This window comes from Pseudomonas bananamidigenes, assembly GCF_001679645.1.
Lineage (GTDB): Bacteria > Pseudomonadota > Gammaproteobacteria > Pseudomonadales > Pseudomonadaceae > Aquipseudomonas > Aquipseudomonas bananamidigenes.
In genome coordinates this window covers 79,907-99,474 of record NZ_LRUN01000050.1, presented here as the reverse complement: position 1 = coordinate 99,474, position 19,568 = coordinate 79,907, and the positions used below count along the sequence as shown (strand labels likewise).

The 19,568-nt window shown below is 62.0% G+C and carries 19 protein-coding genes and 1 pseudogene; 11 read left to right on the top strand and 9 right to left on the bottom strand.

Features of this window, described 5'->3' with window-relative positions; translation table 11 throughout:
- Positions 1 to 12 precede the first annotated feature (12 nt).
- Positions 13 to 1,281, top strand: coding sequence for an Nramp family divalent metal transporter (locus BBF94_RS18250; protein WP_404820956.1), 1,269 nt, complete (start codon positions 13 to 15; stop codon positions 1,279 to 1,281).
- Positions 1,282 to 1,394: 113 nt separating this feature from the next.
- Here BBF94_RS18250 and BBF94_RS18245 read toward each other — a convergent pair whose 3' ends face one another.
- The 3 genes and pseudogenes from BBF94_RS18245 to BBF94_RS18235 all read right to left on the bottom strand — a co-directional run bounded on the left by BBF94_RS18245 (position 1,395) and on the right by BBF94_RS18235 (position 3,975).
- Positions 1,395 to 2,576 carry an acetyl-CoA C-acetyltransferase gene (locus tag BBF94_RS18245; RefSeq protein ID WP_065260382.1) on the bottom strand — a complete coding sequence of 394 codons (1,182 nt, stop codon included), beginning with the start codon at positions 2,574 to 2,576 and terminating at the stop codon, positions 1,395 to 1,397.
- Between the two features lie 11 nt (positions 2,577 to 2,587).
- Complete coding sequence (locus tag BBF94_RS18240) at positions 2,588 to 3,253, bottom strand: CoA transferase subunit B (protein ID WP_065260381.1); 666 nt, start codon at positions 3,251 to 3,253, stop codon at positions 2,588 to 2,590.
- A 24-nt stretch (positions 3,254 to 3,277) separates the two neighbouring features.
- Positions 3,278 to 3,975: pseudogene (locus tag BBF94_RS18235) on the bottom strand (CoA transferase subunit A).
- Positions 3,976 to 4,249: 274 nt separating this feature from the next.
- Between BBF94_RS18235 and BBF94_RS18230 the strand changes: the two are divergent.
- On the top strand, positions 4,250 to 5,128 hold the full coding sequence (locus BBF94_RS18230; RefSeq protein ID WP_065260380.1) for a LysR family transcriptional regulator: 879 nt from the start codon (positions 4,250 to 4,252) through the stop codon (positions 5,126 to 5,128).
- Here BBF94_RS18230 and BBF94_RS18225 read toward each other — a convergent pair.
- Both BBF94_RS18225 and BBF94_RS18220 read right to left on the bottom strand, forming a co-directional pair.
- The gene (locus BBF94_RS18225; RefSeq protein ID WP_065260379.1) at positions 5,112 to 5,960 is read right to left on the bottom strand and encodes an NAD-dependent protein deacetylase; all 849 of its coding nucleotides are present in this window, start codon (positions 5,958 to 5,960) and stop codon (positions 5,112 to 5,114) included. The two genes, BBF94_RS18230 and BBF94_RS18225, sit on opposite strands and share 17 nt — an antisense overlap.
- Before the next feature lie 79 nt (positions 5,961 to 6,039).
- Positions 6,040 to 7,086 carry a class I SAM-dependent methyltransferase gene (locus BBF94_RS18220; RefSeq protein WP_065260378.1) on the bottom strand — a complete coding sequence of 349 codons (1,047 nt, stop codon included), beginning with the start codon at positions 7,084 to 7,086 and terminating at the stop codon, positions 6,040 to 6,042.
- 297 nt (positions 7,087 to 7,383) lie between these two features.
- Between BBF94_RS18220 and BBF94_RS18215 the strand changes: the two genes are divergently transcribed.
- Both BBF94_RS18215 and BBF94_RS18210 read left to right on the top strand, forming a co-directional pair.
- Complete coding sequence (locus BBF94_RS18215; RefSeq protein WP_065260377.1) at positions 7,384 to 8,223, top strand: HvfB family MNIO-type RiPP peptide maturase; 840 nt, start codon at positions 7,384 to 7,386, stop codon at positions 8,221 to 8,223.
- A complete protein-coding gene (locus BBF94_RS18210) occupies positions 8,216 to 8,965 on the top strand; it encodes an HvfC family RiPP maturation protein (RefSeq protein ID WP_065260376.1) in 750 nt (249 codons plus the stop codon). The genes BBF94_RS18215 and BBF94_RS18210 overlap by 8 nt, the downstream gene beginning before the upstream one ends.
- Before the next feature lie 126 nt (positions 8,966 to 9,091).
- On the opposite strand, the gene BBF94_RS18205 is transcribed toward BBF94_RS18210, so the two are convergent.
- Entirely contained in the window at positions 9,092 to 10,399 is a 1,308-nt protein-coding gene (locus tag BBF94_RS18205) for an ATP-binding protein (RefSeq protein ID WP_065260375.1), read from the bottom strand.
- Positions 10,396 to 11,136, bottom strand: a complete 741-nt coding sequence (locus BBF94_RS18200; RefSeq protein ID WP_065260374.1) for a response regulator — start codon at positions 11,134 to 11,136, stop codon at positions 10,396 to 10,398. The genes BBF94_RS18205 and BBF94_RS18200 overlap by 4 nt, the downstream gene beginning before the upstream one ends.
- Before the next feature lie 307 nt (positions 11,137 to 11,443).
- Here BBF94_RS18200 and BBF94_RS18195 point away from each other — a divergent pair, with 307 nt between their 5' ends.
- The 5 genes from BBF94_RS18195 to BBF94_RS18175 all read left to right on the top strand — a co-directional run bounded on the left by BBF94_RS18195 (position 11,444) and on the right by BBF94_RS18175 (position 14,671).
- A complete protein-coding gene (locus tag BBF94_RS18195; RefSeq protein WP_065260373.1) occupies positions 11,444 to 11,704 on the top strand; it encodes a DUF2790 domain-containing protein in 261 nt (86 codons plus the stop codon).
- 28 nt (positions 11,705 to 11,732) lie between these two features.
- The gene (locus tag BBF94_RS18190) at positions 11,733 to 12,071 is read left to right on the top strand and encodes a hypothetical protein (protein WP_065260372.1); all 339 of its coding nucleotides are present in this window, start codon (positions 11,733 to 11,735) and stop codon (positions 12,069 to 12,071) included.
- A 77-nt stretch (positions 12,072 to 12,148) separates the two neighbouring features.
- Positions 12,149 to 13,363 carry a cytochrome c biogenesis protein DipZ gene (locus BBF94_RS18185; protein WP_065260371.1) on the top strand — a complete coding sequence of 405 codons (1,215 nt, stop codon included), beginning with the start codon at positions 12,149 to 12,151 and terminating at the stop codon, positions 13,361 to 13,363.
- Between the two features lie 217 nt (positions 13,364 to 13,580).
- Positions 13,581 to 13,853, top strand: a complete 273-nt coding sequence (locus BBF94_RS18180) for a DUF4242 domain-containing protein (RefSeq protein ID WP_065260370.1) — start codon at positions 13,581 to 13,583, stop codon at positions 13,851 to 13,853.
- Positions 13,854 to 13,858: 5 nt separating this feature from the next.
- Positions 13,859 to 14,671 (top strand): class I SAM-dependent methyltransferase, encoded by an 813-nt coding sequence (locus BBF94_RS18175; protein WP_065260369.1) that lies wholly within the window; start codon positions 13,859 to 13,861, stop codon positions 14,669 to 14,671.
- A 108-nt stretch (positions 14,672 to 14,779) separates the two neighbouring features.
- On the opposite strand, the gene pcsA is transcribed toward BBF94_RS18175, so the two are convergent.
- Entirely contained in the window at positions 14,780 to 15,502 is a 723-nt protein-coding gene (gene pcsA / locus BBF94_RS18170) for a phosphatidylcholine synthase (RefSeq protein ID WP_065260411.1), read from the bottom strand.
- Between the two features lie 251 nt (positions 15,503 to 15,753).
- Here pcsA and BBF94_RS18165 point away from each other — a divergent pair, with 251 nt between their 5' ends.
- A complete protein-coding gene (locus BBF94_RS18165; protein WP_065260368.1) occupies positions 15,754 to 16,473 on the top strand; it encodes a tellurite resistance TerB family protein in 720 nt (239 codons plus the stop codon).
- Positions 16,474 to 16,595: 122 nt separating this feature from the next.
- Positions 16,596 to 19,160 carry a DNA ligase D gene (ligD, locus tag BBF94_RS18160; protein WP_065260367.1) on the top strand — a complete coding sequence of 855 codons (2,565 nt, stop codon included), beginning with the start codon at positions 16,596 to 16,598 and terminating at the stop codon, positions 19,158 to 19,160.
- Here the strand turns inward: ligD and BBF94_RS18155 are convergent, their stop codons facing one another.
- On the bottom strand, positions 19,161 to 19,562 hold the full coding sequence (locus BBF94_RS18155) for a hypothetical protein (protein ID WP_065260366.1): 402 nt from the start codon (positions 19,560 to 19,562) through the stop codon (positions 19,161 to 19,163).
- Between the last annotated feature and the right edge of the window lie 6 nt (positions 19,563 to 19,568).

Sequence of the window (19,568 nt, the reverse complement as noted above, 5' to 3'; positions counted from 1 at the left end):
TGCCCGCCGGAAGTGGCCGGCAGCGTCTCGGTTGATCCGAATGCCTCGTTTTTCAAACGCGTTCTGCGTTTTGCCGGCCCCGGTCTGTTGGTGTCCATCGGCTACATGGACCCGGGCAACTGGGCGACGGCCATCGAGGCTGGTTCGCACTTTGGTTACAGCCTGTTGTTCGTGGTGCTGCTCGCGAGCCTGGCGGGAATGGCTGTGCAATGCCTGTGTTCGCGGTTGGGCATCGCCACCGGACGCGATCTGGCGCAACTGTCCCGCGAACGCTACAGCACCGCGACGGCGCGGCTGCAATGGGTGCTGGCGGAAATCTCGATCATTGCCACCGACCTTGCAGAAGTGCTGGGCTGCGCGCTGGCATTTCACTTGTTGCTCGGTTGTTCTCTGAGCTTCGGCATTGCCCTGACCGCATTCGACACCTTGCTGGTGCTGGCCCTGCAAAACCGCGGTTTCCGGCGACTGGAAGCAATCATGCTGGTGTTGGTCGCGACCATTGGCGTGTGCTTCTTCGTTGAGCTGCTGCTGATCAAACCGTACTGGCCGGACGTCGCCCAAGGCTTCAAACCGTCGCTGTCGGCCATCAGTGATGCGGCGCCGCTGTACCTGGCCATCGGCATCCTCGGCGCCACCGTCATGCCGCACAACTTGTACCTGCACACGTCGATCGTACAGACGCGGCTGATCGGCCAGGATCTGGCCAGCAAGCAGGACGCAGTAAAACTGGCGCGCATTGACACCATCGGCTCGTTGGCGCTGGCGTTGCTGGTCAACGCGGCGATCCTGATTCTCGCGGCGGCAGCCTTCCATCAAACCGGCCATTCCGATGTGGTGGACATTCAGGACGCCTACCACTTGCTCGACCCGCTGGTGGGCGGCGCGCTGGCCAGTGTGCTGTTCGGCGTGGCGCTGCTGGCGTCGGGGCAGAGTTCGACCTTCACCGGCACCATCGCCGGCCAGGTGATCATGGAAGGCTATCTGAACCTGCGCATTCCCTGCTGGCAGCGACGCCTGATCACCCGGGGGCTGGCGCTGATCCCGGCGTTCATCGGCGTGTGGCTGATGGGCGATGGTGCGGTGGGCAAATTGCTGGTGCTGAGCCAGGTGGTGTTGAGCCTGCAATTGCCGTTTGCGCTGTATCCGCTGATTCGCATGACCAACGACAAACAGCTGATGGGGCCGTTTGTGAATCGATTGCCGACAAGGATTCTGGCGTGGGGCCTGTTTGGGGTGATCAGCGGTGCCAATGCCTGGCTGATTCTGCAACTGGCGGCGTGATTTTCCGCACGACGGGCAAAAAAACACCCGGTGCGACGTGAGTCGTACCGGGCTTGTTGCCAACGGGCAATGGATGTCGTGGATCCGCCGCCCGCTGTTGAACGCCTTTGTGCTTAAGCGCGTTCCAGCGCCAGAGCCACGCCCTGACCGCCGCCGATGCACAGGGTCGCCAGACCCTTTTTCGCATCACGCTTGATCATTTCGTGCAGCAGGGTCACCAGTACCCGGCAGCCCGATGCACCGATCGGGTGACCGAGGGCGATGGCGCCGCCGTTGACGTTGACCTTGTCCAGATCCCATTGCAGGTCTTTGGCTACTGCCAGGGATTGTGCGGCGAAGGCTTCGTTGGCTTCGATCAGGTCGAGCTGGCCGATGTTCCAGCCGGCCTTGTCCAGGCAGCGACGAGTGGCCGACACCGGGCCGATGCCCATGATCGCCGGGTCCACGCCCGCGTTGGCATAGGCGGCGATTTTCGCCAGCACCGGCAGGCCAAGGGCCTTGGCTTTTTCCGCGCTCATCAGAATGACCGCCGCCGCGCCGTCGTTCAGCGACGAAGCGTTGCCGGCAGTGACGCTGCCGTCCTTCTTGAACGCCGGGCGCAGTTTGGCCAAGGATTCGGCGGTGGTGTCGCCCCGTGGCTGCTCGTCGACCTTGAACGCCACCGGGTCGCCTTTGCGCTGCGGAATCAGGATCGGGGTGATTTCATCGACAAAGCGCCCGGCCTCGATGGCGGCAGCGGCTTTCTGCTGCGACGCGGCAGCGAAGGCGTCCTGCTGCTCGCGGCTGATCTGGTATTTCTCGACCAGATTTTCGGCGGTGATGCCCATGTGGTAATCGTTGAACGCATCCCACAGACCATCGCTGATCATGGTGTCGACGATTTGCGCATGACCCATACGCAAACCGGTGCGCGCGCCCGGCATCACATAGTTGGCCAGGCTCATGTTTTCCTGGCCGCCGGCGATGATCACGTCGGCGTCGCCGCAACGGATCGCCTGGGCGCCGAGGTGCAGGGCCTTGAGGCCCGAGCCGCAGACCTTGTTCAGGGTCATGGCCGGCACGGCGTGGGGCAGGCCGGCCTTGATCGCCGCCTGGCGCGCCGGGTTCTGGCCGGCGCCGGCGGTCAGAACCTGGCCCATGATCACTTCATCGACCTGGGCACCGTCCAGACCGGTCTGCTCCAGCAACTGACGGATGACCGCCGCGCCCAGATCCACGGCGGAAACGGTGGCCAGCGATCCCTGGAAACTGCCGATCGCGGTGCGCGTGGCGGCAACAATGACGACGTCTTGCATTTTCGAATTCCTCACTCGGCAGCGAACTGCATTTCCGGTACGTGATCCGGGACGACAAGTTTACCAGCGGTTTTGGCGACGATTTCCTCGACGCTGACGCCAGGTGCGCGTTCCTTGAGGACAAAAGCGCCATTTTCGATTTCCAGGTACGCAAGGTCGGTCAGGACGCGCTTGATGCAACCGGCGCCGGTCAGCGGCAGGCTGCACTGGCTCAGCAACTTGGACTCGCCGTCCTTGGACGCGTGGGTCATGATGACGATGATGTTGTCGGCGCCGGCCACCAGGTCCATCGCGCCGCCCATGCCCTTGACCAGTTTGCCCGGTATCATCCACGAGGCGATGTTGCCTTGTACGTCCACTTCGAAGGCGCCCAGCACGGTCAGATCGACGTGACCGCCACGGATCATCGCGAAGGATTCGGCAGAGTTGAAGATCGATGCGCCGATGCGCGCGGTCACGGTCTGTTTGCCGGCGTTGATCATGTCGGCGTCGATGGTGTCTTCGGTCGGGAACGGGCCCATGCCGAGCAGGCCGTTTTCCGATTGCAGCATGACTTCCATGCCTTCGGGGATGTAGTTGGCGACCAGGGTCGGAATGCCGATGCCCAGGTTCACGTAGAAGCCGTCCTGCATTTCGCGGGCGACGCGTTGAGCCATTTGTTCGCGGGTAAGTGCCATGTTCTTGTTCTCCGTCAGCCTGGATTATTTGCGGATGGTGCGTTGTTCGATGCGTTTTTCGAACGTGCCGCAAATGACCCGGTCGACGTAGATGCCGGGGGTGTGGATCTGCGACGGATCCAGTTCGCCGGGTTCGACGATTTCTTCGACTTCGACCACGGTGATCTTGCCGGCAGTGGCGGCCAGCGGGTTGAAGTTCTGCGCGGTGTGGCGGTAGATGACGTTGCCGAAGTGGTCGGCTTTCCAGCCTTTGACGATGGCGAAGTCGCCGGTGATGGATTCTTCCATCAGGTATTTGCGACCGTGGAACTCACGCACTTCCTTGCCTTCGGCGACCGGCGTGCCGACGCCGGTGGCGGTGAAGAAGGCCGGGATGCCGGCGCCGCCTGCGCGCATTTTTTCGGCGAGGGTGCCTTGCGGGGTCAGAACGACTTCGATGTCGCCCTTGAGCAGTTGCTCTTCGAACAGCTTGTTTTCGCCGACGTAGGAGCGACCACCTTGCGGATCTGGCGGTCGGTCAGCAGCACGCCGAGACCGAAGCCATCGACGCCGCAGTTGTTGGAAACGACGGTGAGGTCGCGGGTGCCCTTGCGTTTGATCTCGGCGATCAGGTTCTCCGGAATGCCGCACAGGCCGAAGCCCCCGGCGATCACGGTCATGCCGTCTTCAAGGCCCGCCATGGCTTCCTCGTAGGAATACACGCGTTTGTCGAAACCTGCCATATGCACCTCTTTTATTGTTTGTCGGGCGGCTGGCTAGCCGAATGACTGGAGTGTCTCGCTGCTGGATATATTTGTTAAGTTGATTTTTAAGGTGGATTGATTGATAAATCTCAATAGTCGGCCTCGTTGATCGTTCCCATGCTCCGCGTGGGAATGCCTCCGGGGACGCTCCGCGTCCCAGTGACGCGGAGCGTCACGGGCTGCGTTACCCCGCAGACGGTTCGACGCCTCGACTTGGGAACGATCAAAACTCTGATACGGAAGCATAGCGTTCATGACCATCAAGCAGATCCGCGCCTTTCTCGCCGTGGCCCAGAGCCTGAGTTTTGCCGTGGCCTGCGAGCGCCTGCACCTGTCGCAATCGGCGCTGAGCCTGACCATCAAGGCGCTGGAGGAGGGACTGGGCGGGCGCCTGTTCAGCCGCAACACGCGCAACGTGGCGCTGACGCCGGAAGGCGAATCGCTGCTGCCCCTGGCCCGGCGCCTGATTGCCGATTGGGACAACGCCGAAGATGAAATGCGCCAGCGCTTCAGCCTGCAACGCGGGCGAGTCACGCTGGCGGCAATGCCGTCGTTCGCCGGCAACCTGCTGCCGCCGATCCTCAAGACTTTCCGTGCGCGCTACCCGAACGTCAACGTCACGGTCAACGACGTGATCAACGAGCAGGTACTGGAAATGGTCCGTGATCGCCAGGTCGAACTCGGCGTGGCGTTCGAGCCGTTGCAGAACACCTCGTTGACCTTCACACCGCTTTACCGGGATCGCTTCGTCGCCGTGGTGCCCCGGGATTCACCGTTGGCCCGGCGTACCGATGTCGACTGGCCGACCTTGCTCGAAGAACCCTTCATCACTCTGCAGCGACCTTCGACAGTGCGGGTGATGCTTGAGGAACACTTGCACGCCCGAGGGATGGAATTGCCGGTGGAGTTTGAAAGCCATCAACTGGCGACCGTCGGGCGGATGGTGGCCAGCGGACTGGGTGTCAGCGCGGTGCCGGCCCTGTGCGCGGAGCAGATGCGCGAGCTGGGAGCGCACTGCCTGACCCTGCATGAGCCCGTGGTGGAGCGGGCGATTGGCGTGTTGACTGATTCCGGGAATGAATTGTCGACGGCGGCGCAGGCGCTTTTTGACATTCTCAAGGCTGGGCACTGAGGCGTTGAGCCAATGACGGCAGAATGTGTTCGCAGGACGCCTCGATCTTCAAATCCAGCAGATCATCCGCCCGGGTCTTGCCCAGATTGATCGCGATCAACGGCTTGCCCCGATCCGCAATCACCCGGCACAGGCGAAACGCCGAATACGCCATCAGCGACGAGCCGACCACCAGCATTCCCCCCGCATTCTCCACTGCCGCCATGGCACGTGCCGCTGTTGGTTGGGCCACGTTCTCGCCAAAAAACACCACATCCGGCTTCATCCGTTCGCTTTCACAATACGGACAGTGCGGCACCTGGAAACGTGCCTCGAAAGCCCGATCGAGCAGGGTGTCGCCGTCCGGCGCCTGCACCGCATCGACGCCCGCCAGATACGGATTCTGCGTTTCCATCACGCGCTGGATCGAATCCCGCTCGCTGCGCCGGCCACAATCCAGGCACAGCACCCGGTGCAGGCTGCCGTGCAGCTCGATGACATCGTGACTGCCGGCCTGATCGTGCAAGGTATCCACGTTCTGGGTGATCAATCCACCGATACGGCCCTGGCTTTGCAGGCTGGCCAGTGCCTCGTGGGCCGCATTCGGTTGAGCCTGGCGTACACGTGGCCAGCCGAGCATGGCCCGGGCCCAGTAGCGACGGCGCGACTCGGGCGCCGACAGAAACTCCTGATACATCATCGGCTGACGCCCCCGGCGCACGCCGTTGGTGTCGCGGTAGTCGGGGATGCCCGACGCCGTGCTGATGCCGGCGCCGGTCAGCACCACGAAATCGCCGTCGGCCATGATCCGTTGCAGATAATCGAGATATTCGTCAGAAGGGTGGTCGAGCATGTTCGGTGTTCCGCAGGCTGCGAGTGCCTTGCAGGTTAGCACCGCCGGGCGCCTCTTGCGGGGCGCCCGGTGCCGACATTTATTTGCGTGCCTCCAGAATCAGGTTGAACGGCGTCTGTGTCGCCCGCCGGAACTGCTTGAACCCGGCCTCATTGAACACCTTGCGCAAGCGCAGCTCACCGGCCTGTGCCCCGAGCCCCAGACCCACTTCCTGGGACAGCGAGTTCGGCGTGCAGATGAACGTCGATGCCGCATAGAACAGGCGCCCGACCGGGTTGATGTTGTCGTCCAGGGTGTCGTTGGCAAACGGCTCCACCAACAGCACGGTGCCGTCGTCTTTCAGGCAATCGTAGGCATGCCGTGCTGCGCCGACCGGGTCGCCCATGTCGTGCAGGCAGTCGAAGTAGCAGATCAAGTCATAGTCATCGCCAGGAAAGCTTTTCGCCGTGCCCTGAAAAAACTTCGCCCGGCTGCTGACGCCGCCTTCTTCGGCGCGTTGGGTGGCGACACTTACCGAGGGCGCGTGATAGTCGAAACCGACGAAACGCGAGTTGGGATAGGCCTGGGCCATGATCACCGTGGAGGCGCCATGACCGCAGCCGACATCGGCGACCTTGGCGCCGTCTTCGAGTTTGGCCACCACGCCGTCCAGCGCCGGCAGCCATTCTGCAATCAAATGCCCTTTGTAGCCGGGGCGGAAGAACCGCTCGGTGCCGGTGAACATGCACGGATGGTGATCGCCCCAGGGCAAGGCACCATTGCCGCGCATGGCTTTGACCAGTTTGTCCTTGTCGTGGAAAAACGACGCCACCACACCGAGCCCGCCGGCCACGTAGACCGGCGATTCGTCCTTGGCCAGGGCCATGGCCTGTTCTTCCGGCAAACGGAATTTGCCGTCCAGGTGTTCCATGTAGCCGGACGCCGCATGGGCGCTGAGCCATTCGCGCACCAGGCGGGTGTTGCAGGCGGTTTTTTCGGCGAGGGTTTCCGGGGAGATCGGCTGGCTGTCGGCCATGGCCTTATACAAGCCAAGTTCTTCACCGACGATGACATTGGCCAGCATCGCTGCGCCGCCCATGTCGTTGACCAGTTTGCCCATGAACTCGTTGAGTCTGGCCTCGTCCATGTCATGTGCTCCTGTCAGGGATCACAGTCCGGTGATGATGAGGGTCGAGGCATTCACCACCGGGCGGTGGTCGTGGAAACGGGCAGGGCGCCGATGGCGTCTGCGGCCCCCTCGACTGGGTACTGATTGAGTCTAGTCGGTGTTGGGCGGCTCTTTGTATCTGCATGTATCAAAAGTGGCCGGGGATACACAGCCCTGCAAATGCCAGGGCGGGGGAACACAGCCGTGATACAGCGTGCGCATTCACTGGTCCTCTGGTCGCCACTGTCGGCGGCTCATTTACAGAGGTCTTGCCCCATGCAGATTCCCCACCCCACCTTGCAGGCCAGCGTCGGGCTCGGCCTGCGTCGCGGCCTGATGAAGGATCTAAAAGCCGCCCGCACCGGCGATTTCGACTTCCTCGAAGTCGCACCGGAAAACTGGATCGGCGTTGGCGGTGCCCACGGTGCCGCGCTGCGTGAACTGGCCGAGCGTTACCCGCTGTCCTGTCACGGCCTGTCGCTTTCGCTTGGCGGATCGGCGCCGCTGGACGTCGATTTCCTTCGGGAAGTCCGGGTGTTTCTCGATCATTACAACGTGCCGCTGTACAGCGAACACTTGAGCTATTGCAGCGATGACGGTCACCTATACGATCTGCTGCCATTACCGTTCACCGAAGAGGCGGTGCACCACGTGGCTGCGCGGATCCGGCAAGCCCAGGACATCCTCGGTCGGCGACTGGCAGTGGAAAACGTTTCCTATTACGCCGCCCCCCGGCAGGACATGGACGAGGTGGCCTTTACCAACGCCGTGCTGCGCGAGGCTGATTGCGACTTGTTGCTGGATGTCAACAACGTCTACGTCAACTCGATCAACCACGGGTTCGACCCGCAGACGTTTCTGGCCGGGATCGAACCGGGCCGGGTGGTCGGGATGCACGTGGCGGGACATTTCGACGAGTCCGACACACTGAAAATCGACACCCACGGCGCGTCTGTGAAACCGGTGGTCTGGTCGTTGCTGGCAGATGCCTATTCGCGATTTGGTGCCCAGCCGACATTGCTTGAACGCGATTTCAACTTCCCGGCCTTCTCCGAGCTGGTGGCGGAGTTGCAGACCATTCGCCGCTTGCAGATTCAGGGAGGTCAGCGTGGATAACCTTGAGCAGCAACAACGGGCCCTGACGCGCTACCTGCGCGACCCCGAAAACCAGACGCCCCCGGCCGACATGAATGCGGCACGGGTCAATGTCTATCGCGATCTGGTGTTCAACAATGTCTCGCAACTTCTGGGCGGGACCTTTCCGGTGCTGATCCGGATCATCGGTCAGGAGCGCTGGTGCACATTGATTCGCGGCTTTCTGCGGGACTACCGCGCGCAGACGCCGAAATTCGGTGAGATCGCCGAAGAGTTTGTCGGTTACCTCGCCTCGGAGCCCGCAGCGTTGAGCGCCGGCGAGTGGCCGGCGTTTCTGGTGGAACTGGCGCATTACGAATGGGTGGAAATGGTGTTGCAGCAGTCCGACGCCGAACCACTGCCACAAAGTGATCCCGCGTTGTTGCTGGAGCGGCCATTGCAGGTTTCGGCGCTGGCCTGGCCATTGGCGTATACGTGGCCGGTACAAATTCTCAGCCCTGAATATCAGCCGCCTACGCCACCGGCCCAGCCAACCTTGTTGCTGGTGCGGCGTGCGGCGGATTTCAGTGTGAAGTTTTCCGAGCTGAGCCCGTTGGCGTGGCGGTTGCTGCAGCGGGTTGGGGAGCTACCGCTGCTGAGCGGTCATGAGCAACTGGAGGGTTTGGCGATGGAGGCGGGTTTGCCGGGAACTGCGTCGTTCATGGACAGCGGACTGGTGTTGTTGCAGCAGATGCATGCAGACGGTGTGATCGGAATCAACTGATCCCACAAACACCGCAAGTCCTGTGGGAGCGAGCCTGCTCGCGAAGAGGCCGGTACAGTCAATAGATTCATCGACTGAACGGACGCCTTCGCGGGCAAGCCCGCTCCCACAGTTTTTGTGTTTGGTTCAGGTGTGCAGAGGCAACTTGAGTTCAGCACACAACCCGCCCCCTTCACGGTTGCTCAGATTCAGCGACCCCCCCAGCGCCATCGCCAGTTGCTGGGCAATCGCCAGCCCCAGCCCGGTTCCGCCGGTACTGCGGTTGCGCGAGTTTTCCACGCGGTAGAACGGCTCCATCACCTGGGCCAGTTCTTCTTCGGCGATGCCCGGTCCGCGATCCATGACCTTGATCGAAAGGCCGGTCTTCTCTCGCTGGATCAGCAGCTCTGCGGCACCGGCAAATTTCAGCGCATTGTCGGTCAGGTTCACAAGCACCCGGCGCAGGGCGTGGGGGCGGGTGTCGATGACCGCTTCGCTCTTGCCGCTCAACTGCACTTGCTTGCCCATGTCCTGATAGTCGAACACCAGACTGTCGAGGAACGAATCGAGGTTGGTGCGCCGGCTTTCTTCGGTCGCGCCATGGATGCTGCGGGCGTAGGCCACGCCTTCTCGCACCAGATGCTCCATCTCGCCGAGGTCGTTCCACAGTTTGTCCTTTTCCGCCGAATCGTCCATGAACTCCGCGCGCAGCTTCATTCGGGTGATCGGGGTTTGCAGGTCATGGGAGATGGCCGCCAGCAACTGCATGCGCTCCTTCAGGTACGCGGCGATGCGCGCCTGCATGGTGTTGAACGCACGGGCGGCGTAGACCACTTCGTTCGGACCCTGTTCATCCAGATTGATCGGATGGGCGTTGGGGTCGAGGGTTTCCACCGCATTGGCCAGCCGGGTCAGCGGGCGGATGGCGATACGCACCGCCAGCCAGGTACAGGCAATCATCAGCGCCAGTTGCCCGAGCAGCACCACCGGTAGCCAGGGTGACAGCGGCACCATCGACGGTCGTACATCGATGGTCACCGGGCTGCCGTCGCTCAGGCGCAGATGGCCCTGAAAGTGCTTTTTCGGCCCGGGAATGTCGGTGAAGGTCAGCGGATAGTTTTCGCCGATGGCGTCGGTGATCGAGGTGACCGCAATCGGCACTTCGCCCGCATTGATCGGCGTACCCGGTTCGCCTTCGCCCAGCAGGTAGCCGTAGTTGGGCCGGGCCAGGCGTTCGAGCCATTGCGGGCGCTCGGCTGCGGGCAGGCGGTCGAGGATCGCGATCGAGGTCGACACGTCGGTTTCCAGGTTGCCCAGCATGGTGTTCTTCGCGCTTTCATAGCGCTCGTAATACTGAGCACCGAATGAAAGCGCCTGGGCGAGGATCAGGCCGATCAGGAAAATCAGCGACAGCCGCGAGGCGAGGGTGCGCGGCCAGTGCAGCGCGATCTTCATGCCGGGGCTCCGAGGATTTCCACCGGCAGCGAAAACACGTAACCCTCGCTGCGCACGGTCTTGATGTAGGCCGGTTCGCGGGCGTCATCGAGCAGTCGCTGGCGCAGCCGGCTGACCAGCAGGTCGATGGAGCGGTCGAACAGATCGGCGTCGCGGCCCTGGGTCAGGTTGAGCAACTGATCGCGGCTCAACACCCGCTGCGGATGATCGAGGAATACCCGCAACAGGCGGTATTCCGCACCGCTCAGGGCGACCATGGTGCCATCGCTGTCCAGCAGGTGCCGGGCCGAAGTGTCGAGCTGCCAGCGACCGAAGGCCAGCAAGCGGCCGCTTTCGGTGACCACCAGATTGGGCGGCAGCATTCGCGTGCGGCGCAGCACGGCATTGATCCGTGCCAGCAGTTCGCGGGCGGCGAAGGGTTTGGTCAGGTAATCGTCGGCGCCCATTTCCAGGCCGATGATGCGATCGGTCTCATCGTTGCGTGCGGTGAGCATCAAGACCGGCGTGGCCTTGTGTTTACCGGCGCGCAATTCGCGGCACAGCAGCAGGCCGTCATCGCCGGGCATCATGATGTCGAGCACGATCAGGTCGACGGTGTTGGCTTCCAGAAAACTGCGCATCTGCCGGCCATCGGCGACCACGGTGGTGCGCAGGCCATTCTTTTTCAGGTAGTTGCCAACCAGTTCGCGAATCTCGCGGTCGTCATCGACGATGAGAATGTGATCGACATGATCCATGGAGCCAAACCTCTATCAAGTGGGGGAATGTCTCGCAGTCTATAGAGCCCGTACCGGCTCGCCTGCCTGCCTTTGTATTGCAGTGTATCTGCCGCGATGGCTGATACATGTGGACGCAAAATCACGATTTTTTCCGGGTTTTGTATCGCTGTGTATCCCCCGGCGGGCGAGATACGTAGCGATTTATACCGGCCGTTTTCCGACACAGACGGGATACCTCGCGAGCTTTAAATGAGCTCCATCGAGGCACACCACAGCGCCTCGGCTCAAACAACCGACTACACATTGAAGCCTTGAGGAAAACGCCATGACTCACAAATCCGCAATCGCCGCCTGCCTGTTTGCCGCTCTGAACATCTGCACCCTGTCGGCCCGCGCCGAAGCAGCTGCCCCGCAAACCTACACCTACGGCACGCATCTGGATATCCAGAAAGTGATCTCGATGAAAGAAGACAAATCGATGACCTGCGGCATCGTCGACGCCCGCATGACCTATCTCGATTCGGCCGGTCAGACCCGCGTGCTTGATTACAGCAAATTCGCCGACGGCTGCAACAACGAAAACTGATTGCCACTTCTATCAAAGGACTCTCGCCATGATCAACGTAACTCGCTTTCTGACGGCTGTTGCTTTCTCCTTCGCCGGCGTCGCCGCCCATGCCAACGCCGCCGTCGAACAGAACACCTGTGGCAGCAGCACTTGCTTTCAACTGGCCCCGGTGGCCAAGCCGGGCCACGATGGCCTGATAGCCTCCGACGGCTCCAGCCGTACGCCGCAAGGACAAATGGTGGCTGCCGATGGTGCCAGCCACACGCCACAAGGGCAGATGGTCGCGGCAGACGGCTCAAGCCATACACCGCAAGGCCAGATGGTTGCCGAAAATGGCGCCAGCCGGACCCCGCAGAGCCAATGGCTGGACAGCCAGACGGCTTGAACCGCAAAGGTGTCTGCCGGTGAACGGCAGACACCTCTTTGATCGGCAGACCGCCCACATTTCAAAAGGTGAACCCCATGTTCCTCATCGCTTTCCTGGGCGGTCTGTTGACTGTCCTCAGTCCCTGCATCCTGCCGGTGGTGCCGTTTCTGTTTGCCGGCGCCGACCGCTCGCGTTCCTCGATCCTGCTGACCCTCGGCGGCATGGCCCTGACCTTCGCCCTGATCTCCAGTCTCGCCGTGGTCAGCAGCGAGTGGGTGATTCAGGCCAACAATACTGGCCGTCATGTCGCGCTGATTGTGATGGTGCTGTTTGCGCTGTCGCTGATCTCCGCCCGTATCGGTGACTGGCTGGCACGTCCGTTCGTGTTGCTCGGCAATCGCCTGGGCCCGGACACCCGCAAGAAGGCCGGCCCCATGGCTCCGGTCATGATCGGCGTGGCCACCGGTCTGTTGTGGGCGCCCTGCGCCGGGCCGATTCTCGGGGTGATCCTCACCGGTGCAATGTTGCAGGGCGCCAGCGCCCAGACCAGTCTGCTGTTGCTGGCTTACGGCGCGGGCAGTGCGCTGTCGCTCGGGACGCTCATTTTTGCCGGTCGCGGCCTGGTCAACCGGTTGAAACCGTCGATTCCTTTCACCGGCTGGTTCCGCCGTGGCGCAGGTGTCGCCGTGCTGGCGGCGGCAGTGGTGATTTCCACCGGGGCCGATCGGACCCTGCTGGCCGGCACATCGTCCGAAGGCGTCGCCAGTGTCGAGAAAAACGTGCTGGAAAACGCGCCGAAAGTGATCGACTACTTCATCAGCAAAGTGCGGGCGGACTCGACTTCGGACGAGCAGGGTAAAGGCGCGATGCCGTCGCTGGCCGGCGCGGTGCAATGGCTGAACTCACCGGAGCTGAACGCCGAATCCCTGCGCGGCAAAGTGGTGCTGGTGGACTTCTGGACCTACGACTGCATCAACTGCCAGCACACGCTGCCCTATGTGAAAGCGTGGGAAAAGAAATACGGCAAGGACGGCTTCGTGGTGATTGGCGTCCACACCCCGGAATACGGCTACGAGCGCATCATCGACAACGTCAAGGATCAGGTGAAGAAGCTCGGCATTACCTATCCGGTGGCCATCGACAACAACTACGCGATCTGGCGTAACTTCGACAACCAGTACTGGCCGGCGCATTACCTGATCGATGCCAAGGGGCAAGTGCGCTACACCCACTTCGGCGAGGGGCGCTACGACGCTCAGGAGCAGATGATTCAGCAGTTGCTGAAGGAGGCCAAGGCACCTTCTGCGTGAACCTGATCGATGACGGCCCGGCGACGAATGTCCCGGGCCTTTTTCGTTTGCCGGGAATCTGTTTCGAGTGCTTTACAAAATCCCGCCACTCATCGGCGAAGTCCCGGTTTACGGGGCTCTCCAGACGATTGGCAGGGACGGCGCACAGTCTCGGGACGATAGTGAAAGGGCAGGGCCGTATCCGCCCTGTCACTGATAAAAAGAAAGCGAGGTTGCCATGCCGAAATTCGTGATTGAACGCGAGATTCCAGGAGCCGGAAACCTTTCGGAGCAAGAACTCAAGGCGGTATCGCAAACGTCCTGTCAGGTGTTGCGCGAACTCGGACCACAGGTGCAGTGGCTGCAGAGTTACGTCACCGCCGACAAGATCTACTGCGTGTACATCGCCCCTGATGAGGAGCAGGTGCGCGAGCACGCGCGGCTGGGCGGGTTTCCGGCCAACAGCGTATCCCGGGTGATGAGCGTCATCGACCCGACGACCGCCGAGTGACGCCCATGAGCACCCCCATCGATCTCAATGCCCTCAAGGAACGCCAGAAGGTCGCCTGGGCCAGCGGCGACTACGCGGTGATCGGCACCACCTTGCAGATTGTCGGTGAGAACCTCGCCGAAGCCTGCGATTTGCGCTGCGATGAAGAAGTGCTGGACGTGGCGGCCGGCAATGGCAATGCCACGCTGGCGGCGGCGCGTCGGGGTTGTCGGGTGTTGTCCACCGATTATGTCGCGGCGCTGCTGGAGCGCGGTCAGGACCGGGCGCGGGCCGAACATCTGGACGTGACCTTCCAGGTGGCCGACGCCGAAGCGCTGCCGTTCGACGACGCCAGTTTCGATGCGGTGCTGTCGACCTTCGGTGTGATGTTCGCCCCGGATCAGGCCAGGGCGGCGCAGGAACTGGCCAGGGTCTGTCGCCCCGGCGGGCGGATCGGGCTGGCCAACTGGACACCGGAAGGTTTCGTCGGCCAGATGTTCAAGACCCTTGGCCGCCACCTGCCGCCGCCACCCGGTGCGCAGCCGCCGTCGAACTGGGGCGCGCAAGCGTGGCTGCATTCGCAGTTCGATGATCGCCAGTTCCGGTTACAGGTGACTCGCCGCCACTTCAATTTTCGTTATCGCTCGGCGGCACACTTCATTGACATTTTTCGCCACTGGTACGGACCGGTGCACAAGGCGTTCGCCGTGTTGCCACCGGAAACCGGGCAGGCACTGGAAAGGGATCTGACGCAACTGATCGACGGGCTGAACCGGGCTGGGCCGGAGTCGATGGTGGTGCCGAGCGAGTATCTGGAGGTAGTAATAACCAAGCGTTGAGCGCAAACCCCTGTGGGAGCGAGCTTGCTCGCGAATGCAGACTGACATTCAACATGTTTGTTGACTGACACACAGCATTCGCGAGAAAGCTCGCTCCCACAGGTTTTTCTATTTCAGATGGGCACCGTCAAACCATTCAAGCGCCGTGCGCCAGAAGCAGATGCCGAGGAAATAAGCCGATGCCAGCAGCCACAAGCCCATCACCAGCGGGTTGATCACCGGGTGATTGAGCACCAGCGACAGGCTGCATAACAGCCAGATTGCCGTCACCGCAATATTGATCGGCATGAAGCGGCGCACGCGAAACGGGTGCAGGAATTTCATCCGGGTCACGGTCAGCAGTGCCAGACCGATCACGGTCAGGAAGGTGATCCACGGACCGGGTTCGATGATGTACAGACACAGCGCGACCACGTTCCACGCAGCAGGGAAACCGACGAAGTAGTTGTCCTTGCTCTTCATGTTGACGTTACAGAAGCAGAACAGCGACGACACCAGAATCAGCGACACGGTCAGCAAAAGGGTGTAGTCGGGCAGGGGAATGTAGCGATAGATGAACAGCGCCGGAATGAACACGTAGGTCAGGTAATCGATCACCAGATCGAGGATCGAGCCGTCGAAACTTGGCAACACCGATTGCACGTTGACCTTGCGCGCCAGCGCCCCGTCGAGGCCGTCGACGATCAGCGCCACGCCCAACCACATCAGGCAGTGGGTCGCCTGGTTTTCCAGCAGGGCGAGTGTGGCGAGGAAGGCGGTGACCACGCCGGTCGCGGTGAAACCATGGGCGCCCCAGGCCTTGAGCCTGGCGATGTGAACGGTCGATATCACGGAGGCGGTCTCCAGAAAGTGAAGCAGGCCGGGAACCAGCAACAGGCATGCGGCCAACCGGGTCGGGTTGCAGCTATCGACCGGCCGGGCCGGGATAAGGTTCACCCACTCATGAATGTTAGCTGGCAACGGGATTTTTTCGACGCACAAATCGCCTGCCCGCCCCGGTGTCGGCCAAACGGTGCTGGCACAAGCCGCAGGCGGGTCTATCGTTGCCTGACGCTGTTATGCCTTTGCTTGAGGATGACGTCATGAACACCAGTGATCTGCTCGAACAACTGCTGCGAGGCCGGGCCTCGGCGGGACAACAAAGTGGCGCCTCGGCCGGCGACGGTCCGGGCGGGCTCGGCGGTCTGCTGGGCGGGCTGCTCGGTGGCGGTGGCAGCAGCGGTGGTGGTGCGCCTGCCGGCGGACTGGGTGGCTTGCTCGGTGGCTTGCTCGGCGGCGCAGGACTGGGCGGTGGTACGCAAGGTCGTTCCGGGGGGACCAACTACGCGGCACTGGCTTCGCTGGGGATGATGGCGTTCCAGGCTTACCAGGCCTGGCAACGCAATCAGGCGTCAGCGACCCCGCAACAGACACCGCAGACTGCGGACCTGCTGGCCGGTCCGCAAGTCGAGGAACACAGCCATGCGGTGTTGCGCGCATTGATTGCGGCGGCCAAGGCCGATGGACGAATCGACGAGACGGAAAAACGCTTGATCGGCAGTGAAATCGGCCGCCACACCGATGACCCGAATCTTCAGCAATGGCTGGACGCCGAAGTCGCCAAACCTCTCGATGCCCGCGAAGTTGCGCAGGCGGCGAACAGCGATCCGGCCGTGGCTGCCGAAATGTATATCGCCAGTGTGATGCTGGTGGACGATCAGCAGGACGCCGAACGCAATTACCTGGATGAGCTGGCAGCGGCGCTGCAGATCGATCCCGAATTACAGGTGCATCTGGAGCAGCAGGCCAAAGGTACAGCGTGAAATGGGTCATCACCCGGGCCCCGGACGTTTCCATCCGTCCGGGGCTTTTTTACACCGATTGAATTTTTCCGTGCCGGCGTCGCTCTTCTGCATAACAGCAGCCGATTGCAGCCGGAGCCGCCATGAACAGGAACCTCGACGACTACAACCGCATGCGCGACTTCTCGGCAACCTCGGAGCCGGCAGCGGTCAAGCGTCGGGGCCGGAAGGCCGGGACCGACCACGCGTTACAGTTCTGCATTCAGAAGCACGATGCCTCGCACCTGCATTACGACTTTCGCCTGGAGCTCGACGGTGCGCTCAAAAGCTGGGCGGTGCCCAAAGGCCCGTCGCTCGATCCCAAGGTCAAGCGTCTGGCGATCCACGTCGAAGACCATCCGCTGGATTACGCCACTTTCGAAGGCAACATTCCCGAAGGGCACTACGGCGCAGGGGATGTGATCGTCTGGGATCGCGGCGTGTGGATTCCGCTGGAGGATCCGCAAAAGGCCTACGCCGGGGGCAAGCTCAAGTTCGAGTTGCAGGGTGAAAAACTCGCAGGCGTGTGGAATCTGGTTCGTACCCATATGCCGGGCAAGAAGGAACAGTGGTTCCTGATCAAACATCAGGACGGCGCCGCCCGGTCGCAAGACGAATACGACGTACTGGACGCCGAACCGGACAGCGTGCTCAGCGAGCGCACGCTGGTCGACAAACCGAAGCTCGACGCTAGGCAAGTCAAACCGCTGAAGCCGGCACCGCGCAAGTCCGCGTCGGGCAAGCTTGTCGGCGCGCACAAGGCACGGCTCCCCGCACTGTTGAAGCCACAACTGGCCACGCTGGTAGACAGTGCGCCCCAAGGGGAATGGAGCTACGAAATCAAGTTCGATGGCTACCGGATCATGGCGCGCATCGATCGTGAGAAGGTGCAGTTGTTCACCCGTAACGGCCATGACTGGACGCATAAACTGCCGGAACATGCCCGGGCGCTCGCCGCCCTGGGACTGGAGTCGGCATGGCTTGACGGTGAAGTGGTGGTCGCCAACGAAAACGGCGTCCCGGATTTTCAGGCGCTGCAGAACGCCTTCGACGCCAACCGCAGTGCCGACATCCTTTATTACCTGTTCGACCTGCCTTACCTCAACGGCGTCGACCTGCGCGAAGTTCCGGTGCAAGAGCGCCGGGCTGCGCTGGCCACGGTATTGAAGGCGCACGAGCAGCCGTTGCTGCGTTTCTCCGAAGCCTTCGACGAAACCCCGCAGGCGTTGCTCAACAGCGCCTGCCAGATGCAGATGGAAGGCCTGATCGGCAAACGTCTCGGCTCACCCTATGTGTCCCGGCGCAGCAGTGACTGGATCAAGCTCAAGTGCAAGCATCGCCAGGAGTTCGTGATCGTTGGCTACACCGATCCGAGAGGGGCGCGCAGTGCCTTTGGTGCGCTGCTGCTCGGCCTGCATGACCGCGACAGCGGCGAGCTGCGTTATGCCGGCAAGGTCGGCACCGGCTTCAATGAGGTCACCCTGAAAACACTGCTGGCCCGGCTCAAGCCGTTGCGGGCAAAAAAGACTGCACTGGCCAACCCGCCCACTGGTTTCGAGGCCAAGGGAGTGCACTGGCTCAAGCCGCAGCTGCTGGCGGAGGTGGCGTTTGCCGAAATGACCCGGGAAGGTTCGGTTCGCCATGCCGTGTTCCATGGTCTGCGCGACGACAAACCGGCGGCGCAAATTACCGAGGAGCGAGCAAAGCCAATGACAACTTCAGCCACCAGGACCTCCGCGAAAAAACCTGCGACCACCGCCAGGGCAGCGTCGCAAACCGGACTGGTCAGCGGCAAGGTCAGAATCACCCACCCGGACCGGGTGATCGACGCCACCAGCGGCACCACCAAGCTGCAACTGGCCGAGTATTACGCCAGCGTCGCCGACTGGATTCTGCCGCAGCTCAAGGATCGGCCCGTGGCGCTGGTGCGGGCGCCGGATGGCATCGCCGGCGAACTGTTCTTCCAGAAAAACGCCGAACACCTGGCGATCCCCGGTATCCGCACCCTGGACAAGCATGTCACCGGGCAACCGGTGATGTTGATCAACAACGCCGAAGCGCTGATCGGCGCGGTGCAGATGAGCACCGTCGAACTGCACACCTGGAATGCCACCACGGTAGACCTGGAGAAACCCGACCGCTTCGTTCTCGACCTCGACCCGGATCCGGCGCTGCCGTGGAAGAGCATGGTGGAAGCCACAGCGCTGACCTTGAGCGTGCTGGACGAACTGGGTCTCAAGGCTTTTCTCAAGACCAGCGGCGGCAAGGGCATTCACTTGGTGGTGCCGTTGACCCGCAAGCATGGCTGGGACGAAGTGAAGGATTTCAGCCATGCCATCGTCAGCCATATGGCCCGCTTGCTGCCCGAGCGATTCTCGGCGGTGTCGGGGCCGAAAAATCGCGTGGGACGGATTTTCATCGATTACCTGCGCAACGGTCTGGGCGCCACGACCATTTGCGCCTACGCCGCCCGTACCCGGGAAGGGCTGCCGGTCTCGGTGCCGCTGTTTCGGGAGGAAGTCGGCGAAATCAAGGGCGCTGATCACTGGAATGTGCGCAATGTTCATGAGCGGCTGGCGGATGTCGGCGACGAGCCCTGGGCCGACATGACGAAAACCCGTCAGAGCATCACTGTCGAGATGCGCAAACGGGTTGGTATGAAAAAATGATCAGGCATCACGCAACAAGTCGTGGGCGTTGAGCAGTTCGAAGGCGATTTCCGGGTGCTTTTCCAGGCCTCGGCGAATGGCGGCCGGGATCGCCTGGCGAGTCTTGCGGCACATGCCCGGCAGTTCGTCGATTTCGATGGCGATGCCGCGCATGGTTCGTACTTCATTGAAGCCTGGAGCGATGTCCAGGCGAATTCCCAACTGCTCGAACATCCGTTGTTGCAGGCGTTCGAGATCGGCCAGGCTTTGCAGGTTTTCCAGACGCTCGAGCAGACGCTTTTCCTCCTGGCGCGTCAGCAACAGGATGCGCAGATCCGCGCCGGGCATTTCCAGCAACGGATCACGCCCGCAGATGCAGGCGCCGGGCGGGCAGGGGGAGCGGATCGGGGCGGAAATCGTCATGGCCTC

Excerpts from the sequence above, each read along its gene's own strand:
- BBF94_RS18245 (WP_065260382.1), bottom strand. The coding sequence starts at position 2,576 with ATGCAAGACGTCGTCATTGTTGCCGCCACGCGCACCGCGATCGGCAGT.
- BBF94_RS18240 (WP_065260381.1), bottom strand. The coding sequence starts at position 3,253 with ATGGCACTTACCCGCGAACAAATGGCTCAACGCGTCGCCCGCGAAATG.
- BBF94_RS18230 (WP_065260380.1), top strand. The coding sequence starts at position 4,250 with ATGACCATCAAGCAGATCCGCGCCTTTCTCGCCGTGGCCCAGAGCCTG.
- BBF94_RS18225 (WP_065260379.1), bottom strand. The coding sequence starts at position 5,960 with ATGCTCGACCACCCTTCTGACGAATATCTCGATTATCTGCAACGGATC.
- BBF94_RS18220 (WP_065260378.1), bottom strand. The coding sequence starts at position 7,086 with ATGGACGAGGCCAGACTCAACGAGTTCATGGGCAAACTGGTCAACGAC.
- BBF94_RS18215 (WP_065260377.1), top strand. The coding sequence starts at position 7,384 with ATGCAGATTCCCCACCCCACCTTGCAGGCCAGCGTCGGGCTCGGCCTG.
- BBF94_RS18205 (WP_065260375.1), bottom strand. The coding sequence starts at position 10,399 with ATGAAGATCGCGCTGCACTGGCCGCGCACCCTCGCCTCGCGGCTGTCG.
- BBF94_RS18200 (WP_065260374.1), bottom strand. The coding sequence starts at position 11,136 with ATGGATCATGTCGATCACATTCTCATCGTCGATGACGACCGCGAGATT.
- BBF94_RS18195 (WP_065260373.1), top strand. The coding sequence starts at position 11,444 with ATGACTCACAAATCCGCAATCGCCGCCTGCCTGTTTGCCGCTCTGAAC.
- BBF94_RS18190 (WP_065260372.1), top strand. The coding sequence starts at position 11,733 with ATGATCAACGTAACTCGCTTTCTGACGGCTGTTGCTTTCTCCTTCGCC.
- BBF94_RS18185 (WP_065260371.1), top strand. The coding sequence starts at position 12,149 with ATGTTCCTCATCGCTTTCCTGGGCGGTCTGTTGACTGTCCTCAGTCCC.
- BBF94_RS18180 (WP_065260370.1), top strand. The coding sequence starts at position 13,581 with ATGCCGAAATTCGTGATTGAACGCGAGATTCCAGGAGCCGGAAACCTT.
- BBF94_RS18175 (WP_065260369.1), top strand. The coding sequence starts at position 13,859 with ATGAGCACCCCCATCGATCTCAATGCCCTCAAGGAACGCCAGAAGGTC.
- BBF94_RS18165 (WP_065260368.1), top strand. The coding sequence starts at position 15,754 with ATGAACACCAGTGATCTGCTCGAACAACTGCTGCGAGGCCGGGCCTCG.
- ligD (WP_065260367.1), top strand. The coding sequence starts at position 16,596 with ATGAACAGGAACCTCGACGACTACAACCGCATGCGCGACTTCTCGGCA.
- BBF94_RS18155 (WP_065260366.1), bottom strand. The coding sequence starts at position 19,562 with ATGACGATTTCCGCCCCGATCCGCTCCCCCTGCCCGCCCGGCGCCTGC.